General features: G+C 33.3%; 6 protein-coding genes. All 6 read right to left on the bottom strand.

Translation table 11 applies throughout. From position 1 onward, the window contains the following. Positions 1-161: 161 nt before the first annotated feature. Genes pknB through ACSUE0_RS10880 form a run of 6 tightly spaced genes read right to left on the bottom strand, consistent with a single transcriptional unit; the run spans position 162 to position 6,776 of the window. The gene (pknB, locus tag ACSUE0_RS10905) at positions 162-2,210 is read right to left on the bottom strand and encodes a Stk1 family PASTA domain-containing Ser/Thr kinase (protein ID WP_436957354.1); all 2,049 of its coding nucleotides are present in this window, start codon (positions 2,208-2,210) and stop codon (positions 162-164) included. Further along, entirely contained in the window at positions 2,207-2,950 is a 744-nt protein-coding gene (locus ACSUE0_RS10900) for a Stp1/IreP family PP2C-type Ser/Thr phosphatase (RefSeq protein ID WP_107531383.1), read from the bottom strand. Before ACSUE0_RS10900 ends, pknB begins: the two co-directional genes overlap by 4 nt. A 4-nt stretch (positions 2,951-2,954) precedes the next feature. Next, positions 2,955-4,049 (bottom strand): 23S rRNA (adenine(2503)-C(2))-methyltransferase RlmN, encoded by a 1,095-nt coding sequence (gene rlmN / locus ACSUE0_RS10895; protein WP_119613618.1) that lies wholly within the window; start codon positions 4,047-4,049, stop codon positions 2,955-2,957. A gap of 3 nt (positions 4,050-4,052) precedes the next feature. Continuing rightward, the gene (rsmB, locus tag ACSUE0_RS10890) at positions 4,053-5,360 is read right to left on the bottom strand and encodes a 16S rRNA (cytosine(967)-C(5))-methyltransferase RsmB (protein ID WP_436957363.1); all 1,308 of its coding nucleotides are present in this window, start codon (positions 5,358-5,360) and stop codon (positions 4,053-4,055) included. Positions 5,361-5,362: 2 nt separating this feature from the next. Beyond that, positions 5,363-6,295 carry a methionyl-tRNA formyltransferase gene (gene fmt / locus ACSUE0_RS10885; protein WP_119613616.1) on the bottom strand — a complete coding sequence of 311 codons (933 nt, stop codon included), beginning with the start codon at positions 6,293-6,295 and terminating at the stop codon, positions 5,363-5,365. Continuing rightward, positions 6,288-6,776 (bottom strand): peptide deformylase, encoded by a 489-nt coding sequence (locus ACSUE0_RS10880; protein ID WP_119613615.1) that lies wholly within the window; start codon positions 6,774-6,776, stop codon positions 6,288-6,290. Before ACSUE0_RS10880 ends, fmt begins: the two co-directional genes overlap by 8 nt. Positions 6,777-6,783 lie beyond the last annotated feature (7 nt).

The following is a 6,783-nucleotide window of genomic DNA, read 5'->3' as shown; positions in this document are numbered from 1 at the left end:
TCTTGCATAAGCGACACTATACTCGTTTACTCATCACGTTTAGTTCGCAAGACCTTTGCTCTTGCATAAGCGACACTATACTCGTTTACTCATCACGTTTAGTTCGCAAGACCTTTGCTCTTGCATAAGCGACACTATACTCGTTTACTCGTTAAGTGTCGCTAAAAGTCATAAGGTATGTCTTTATCAGCAACAACCTTATCATCAACACGAACAGTAAAACCAGCCGTCTTACCTTTTTCAATTGTCATTGGTATCTTAATAGTCTTGTTTTCTTTAATCTTATATGTCTGTGCTGCTGATGACCCTTGGTCATCTTTATCTCTAATATATACTTTCACTTCTTGACTTTCATCATCATCACCAGTATATTGCACTTGGTGTGTTTCAGTATACTCTTTCGTTGCAGCTTCACCATCTTTAGAATCGTCTTTATCTTTGTCATCTTTGTCCTTAGCGTCATCCTTAGATTCGTCTTTAGACTCTTCCTTACCTTTAGACACGACAAATGATATCGTAGAACCTTCATCTACTTCCTCACCTTTTGGTGACTGGCTAATAACATCATCTTTTTTAACTTTATCATCATTTTTTTCTTCTGAAACTTCTACCTTAAAGCCTTTAGATTCTAGCTCTTCTTTAGCAGTTTTAAAAGATTTATTTTCATAATCATCAACATAAACTTGTTTGATGCCTAGTGACTCAATTAGTTCAATATTGCTATTATTCACTTTTACTTTATCACCAGGTGAAATGTTTTGTGATTCAATTAAACCTTTAGCTACATTTTGTTTGCTATAAGACTGTTTAACTTTGGTACCTTTTATACCTAAATCTTCTAGTTTGTTGATTGCTTCAGATTTTGACATACCATATAAACTTGGCATTTCAGCTAATTGTGGTCCTTTAGACATCACAATATCAACTTTACTGTTTTGTTCTAGTCGTTCACCTTTTTCAGGCTTCGTTTTTATTATTTTATTTTCAGGATATTTATCACTATACTCTCGAGTAGTTTTACCCATTTGTAATTTATTTTCTTTTAAAATATGTTCAGCTTCTTTTTCAGTTTTTCCAGTTAAGTCTGGTGCTTCTAAATATTTATTACCAAACATCCCCATAGCCATAAAGCCAAATAGACCAAATAATAATAAAACAATAATTAAAGTATATAAAAATTTCTTTTTCTTAGAACGTTTCTTTCTAGGAACTGCATAGATATGTTCTTCGCTGGATTGAAATTGTTGTTGATTGACAATAGGAATTTGCATTGTCTCACTAATACTTTTACCTTTGTCTTCCTCGCGTGTCTGGTTTGCAATTTCTGATTTATTTATCGGTACTGTTTTAGTATTAGTGATAGAAGATTGATATCGGTCTTCTGATGCACGTTCATCTGACATAACAGTTTCTAAATCATTTTGCATTTCTCTTACTGATTGGTAACGCTCCATCTTGTCTTTTTCAGTTGCTTTTAGTACAACATTGCTCAAAGCTTGACGTATATCTGAACGTTCATCAGTTACATTTGGCATAGGATCTTGAATATGCTTTATTGCAATACTGACAGCTGTTTCTCCAGAAAATGGCGGTTTACCAATAAGCATTTCATATAATACAACACCCATTGAATAGATATCTGTGCCATTATCTGTAATATCTCCACGTGCTTGTTCTGGAGACAGATATTGGACAGTACCCAATACATGATTTGTTTCTGTCATTGTTGTTTCACTTAATGCTTTAGCTATACCAAAATCCAATATTTTTAATGTTTGATTTTTATCCACCAAAATATTTTGTGGTTTAATATCTCTATGCACAATTTTTGTATCATGAGCGTGTTTAATACCGTTGATGATTTGATTTATAAAATTTAATATTGTATCCACAACTAGCGGATGATTCTTTTGAATGTATTCAGATAATGTTAAACCTTCAATATATTCCATAACTAAATAGAAATTTTCATCATCTTCTGTAACATCAAAAACGTTAACAATATTATCATGGGATAATTGCGTTAAATTATGTACTTCTCGCTCAAATCTTTTGATTGCTTCTTCTTTTTCGCCTGCTGGAATTCTAATAGCTTTAATTGCAACACTTCGTTTGAGAATCGAGTCTTCAGCAAGATAGACTCTACTCATTCCACCGCCACCAAGCTTTTTAGTAACTTTGTAACGTTCATTAATTATTTTGCCTATCATACCTTATCACCTTCAACCTCAGCCAACACTAAACTTACATTATCATTCGTACCTTCTGTTAATGCAAGTTCAATCAAATATTGACCTTGTGTTTCTAATTCGTTGTCTTGGAGCAATGCTTCTTGAATTTTATGATTACGCACAAAATCTGTTAAACCATCAGAGTTCAACATGAGATAGTCATAAAACTTTGTCTTTTTTACAAAAATATCTGGTGTCACCAATCTATCTGTACCCATTACTTTTGTAATGATATTACGTTGTGGATGCGTATAAGCTTCTTCAGCGCTGATTTGTCCAATCATAACAAGGTGATTCACGAAAGAATGATCATTTGTAATTTGCTCGATCTCCCTACTATTTACTAAATAGGCACGTGAATCCCCAATATTGGCAACGACCACATAGTTATCAAATACTAAAGCACAAACACAAGTTGTACCCATACCTTGATATTCTGGGTTTTCTACTGATTTGTCATAAAGTTCACGGTTAATAGCTTTTAAGGTTGTCTTCAACCAAGCTTCAGCTTGATCTGCCTCGATTAAATTTTCTTCTTCAAATCTTTGTTGTAACTCTTTTGTTACGAACTGGCTAGCTACTTCACCTGCTAAATGACCACCCATGCCATCACAAAGCACTAATAATTGTTGTTCTGTACGATTGTAAAAAACGCCACCAGCATCTTCGTTTTTATCCCGATATTGTCCTGTGTCAGTAAAAAATTGTGCATTTAGCATGTCTCTACCTCGTTTCTACTTTTCGTTCCTTAGCTCTTAGTTGTCCACATGCAGCATCGATATCTGCACCTTGTTCACGTCTAATTGTTGCATTGATACCTAATCGTTTTAACTCTTTTTCAAACTTAAAGATATCTTCTTTTGGAGTCTTAACATAATTTCTTTCCGGTACGTGGTTTACTGGAATTAGGTTAACATGGCAATTTAATTTCTGTATTAAATGCGCAAGTTCTCTAGCATGTTCTACTTGGTCATTTACACCACCAAATAAACCATACTCAAAAGTAATACGTCTATTCGTTTTTTCTTGATAATAATTAATTGCTTCCATTAATTTTTCAACATTATATGCTCTATTAATTGGCATCAATCGTGAACGAACTTCATCGTTTGCACCATGCAAACTAACTGCAAAGTTAATTTGAATATCTTCATCAGCAAAATCATAAATTCGTGGAATAATACCTGATGTAGAAACTGTAATATGACGTGCACCAATATTTAAACCATTATCGTCATTAACAATTTTCAAGAAATCCATCATTTCATCATAATTTTCAAATGGTTCACCGATACCCATAATTACAATTTGAGATACACGTTCTTCTGTTTCGTCTAATGCCTTTTGTACTGTCAAAACTTGTGAAACGATTTCACCCGCTTCTAAGTTACGCTTTAAGCCACCTAATGTAGAGGCACAGAACGTACAACCAATACGACACCCAACTTGCGTCGTTACGCATACTGAATTACCATATTCATGTCTCATCAATACCGTTTCAATCGTGTAACCATCTTGTAGTTCGAAAAGGAATTTGATCGTACCATCTTTACTTTCTTGTTTAACTACTGTAGTCATTGTAGTCATAGTAAAACTGTTCTTTAAAACTTCACGTAATTCTTTTGATAAATTTGACATTTCATCAATACTATTTACACGTTTTTCGTATAACCATTCAAAAATTTGTTTTGCTCTGAATTTTTGTTGGCCATTACTAACTAACCATTCTTGCATCTCATCGTATCTCAGTGAATAAATTGATTGCTTTTCAAAATCGGGAAGAAACTTATTCTTTTTTTTCTTTTCTGTAGTTATCATTTATTACGTTTCCTTTCTTTTTATCCTAGTAATGAAAAAGCCATCAGAGTTGAAATCTTGAGGTAAAACTTGCATTGTCTTCACTTTTTCTCCAGTTATTGGGTGTTCAAAAGCATCGAATTCAAAATCATTATTTGCTTTTAAGAACGTATATATTACGTTTTCATTCTCCATTTGTTCAATCGTACATGTTGAATAAATAATCGTGCCACCTGGTTTCACACTATCTTTCACATTATTCAAAATTTCTAATTGAATTTCAACTAATGATTGAATGGAATGTTGTGATTGCTCGTATTTAATTTCAGGTTTATGTCTTAACACACCTAATCCGCTACATGGTGCATCGACTAAAATCTTATCATACACTTTATCATATTTTTCAGTTGCATCGTGTTCAAAAGCAGAAATGTTAGATAATCGTAATTTTTTGATATTGAAATCAATTAAATCAATTTTATGTTCATGGATATCTGTCGCATCAACTTGACCTGTACCATTTAATATTTCAGCCATATGACAAGCTTTACCACCTGGCGCACTACATGCGTCAAGCACTTTATCGCCCTCTTTTAATGACATAACCTCACCAACGAACATCGAACTTTTATCCTGAATTGACACGAGTCCATCTTTAAATAATCTTGATTCAATAATTGGCTTACCACTAATATGTAGGCAAGTATCAATTTCTTTATCTAGTTCTACTATATAATCATCATCTGTTAATCTTCTAATTGCTTCATCAACAGTAATTCTTGTTAGATTTACACGCACAGTTGTTGACACTTTATCTAAGAAAGATTGCGCAATCTCTTCTGTCTTTTCTAAGCCAAAATGTGTAACCCAATGATCCACTAACCATTTAGGTAAGCTATATTCAATAGCAATTCTCTTTTTATTATCTGTAATTTCCGTGAAGTCTGGTAACTCACTGCGCATCATATTTCTTAAAATACCATTAACTACGTTTCCATTATGTGGTCCGCCTTTGTATTTAGCGATTTCCACCGCTTCGTGGATGATAGCATGTTCAGGTATTTTATCTAAGTACGCATATTGGTAAATACTCATCCAAAGTAATTGTCTTACCCAGCCTTTAAGTTTTGTCTGTACAAATGGTTTTAACAAATAATCTAATGTATATTTTCTTTTCAACGTGCCATATACAAGTTCTGTAAACAAACTTTTATCTGCTCTGTTTAATTCATTATTTGATAATACTTCGTTAATAATAATATTACTGTAAGCTTTATCATTTATAATATCTTGGATTGTTTCAAAGGCTAATAACCTTACATTTGTATCTATTGTCATGATAGTACCTTCCCAACAAGCGCAGTTTGTACTCCGCTTAAATAGTTTGCAGTTAACATACGTTTTTTACCTGCAACTTGTATATCTGTTAATGCGATAGCATCGCCAGAACCTGTAGCAACAATAATTGCTTTTTTTGTTGTTTCTATAATTGTTCCAGGTTCACCTGTCTTTCCTTGTTCAATACGACTAGCATATACTTTTAAGTTACCATCATCCATTTTTGTATATGCGACTGGCCAAGGTGAAAGACCTCTTATATGGTTGTATATTGCTTCTGCTGACTGAGACCAATCTATTTTTTCTTGATCACGGCTAATGTTTGATGCGAATGTTGCCTCGTCTTCATTTTGTTCTATACGCTGATTCGTACCATTTATAATTGAAGGTAATGTCTCTTTTAATAAATCTGCACCTAAGAAACTTAATTTATCATGCATTGACCCAACATCATCTTGGTCTTCTATTGCAATTGCACGTTGAGAGATAATATCTCCTGCATCTAATTTTTTAACCATATACATAATAGAAATGCCCGTTTCTTTTTGACCATCTATAATAGCTTGATGTATCGGTGCTCCACCTCTGTATTTTGGTAATAATGACGCATGTACATTGATTGCACCTAACTTAGGAGCATTTAATAATGATTCTGGTAAAATTTGTCCGAAAGCTGCTGTGACAATTAAATCTGCATCTAAAGCAATAAGTTTCTCTAAATCTTCAGATTGAGCTAATTTTTCTGGTTGATATACTGGTAATCCATGTTTTACTGCCACTTCTTTAACTGGCGGTGGTGTTAATGTTCTCTTTCTACCTACTGGTCTGTCTGGTTGTGTTACTACAGCAATCACATTATGTTCAGCAATTAACATTTCTAATACTTTTGTTGAAAAATCAGGTGTTCCCATAAAGATAATTTTACTCATTGTCAAAATACGCCTCCATCTCAGCTTCGTCTAAAATACGCTCTGCACGCTCTGTAAATAATATGCCATCAAAATGATCAATCATATGTAAAATCATTCTAGCAATATCATCGTGTGCTGTCATTTCTACTTCATTACCATGCTTGTCGTTACTTTTAACCACAATCATTTTACTTCTAGTTACTTCAGCAAATACATTAGGCATACTAATAGAACCTTCTAAATCTGTCACTTTTTCTTCAGATTCACTTACTAATTGAGGATTAATCAGTTGTAACAAACCATCTATTTCCATATCTATAATAGCTACTTTTTGTTCAATACCTATTTGAGGTGCACAAATGGCAGATGCTTCAACATCATACATCGTGTCTTCTAAATCTAACAACAATTGCTCTAATCGTTTATCAAATTGAGTCACGCTTGATATCGTCTTTTTAAGTATTGGGTGTTTGCTTGTTACAAGCTGCTTAATTGTCATAGTTATA

The sequence above is a fragment of the Staphylococcus sp. AS1337 genome, from assembly GCF_051408735.1.
Lineage (GTDB): Bacteria > Bacillota > Bacilli > Staphylococcales > Staphylococcaceae > Staphylococcus > Staphylococcus xylosus_B.
This window is presented reverse-complemented; position numbering and strand designations above follow the sequence as displayed.

Bases quoted from the DNA above. Each gene is read 5' to 3' on its own strand.
- ACSUE0_RS10900 (WP_107531383.1), bottom strand. From the start codon at position 2,950: ATGCTAAATGCACAATTTTTTACTGACACAGGACAATATCGGGATAAA.
- fmt (WP_119613616.1), bottom strand. From the start codon at position 6,295: ATGAGTAAAATTATCTTTATGGGAACACCTGATTTTTCAACAAAAGTA.
- ACSUE0_RS10880 (WP_119613615.1), bottom strand. From the start codon at position 6,776: ATGACAATTAAGCAGCTTGTAACAAGCAAACACCCAATACTTAAAAAG.
- pknB (WP_436957354.1), bottom strand. From the start codon at position 2,210: ATGATAGGCAAAATAATTAATGAACGTTACAAAGTTACTAAAAAGCTT.
- rlmN (WP_119613618.1), bottom strand. From the start codon at position 4,049: ATGATAACTACAGAAAAGAAAAAAAAGAATAAGTTTCTTCCCGATTTT.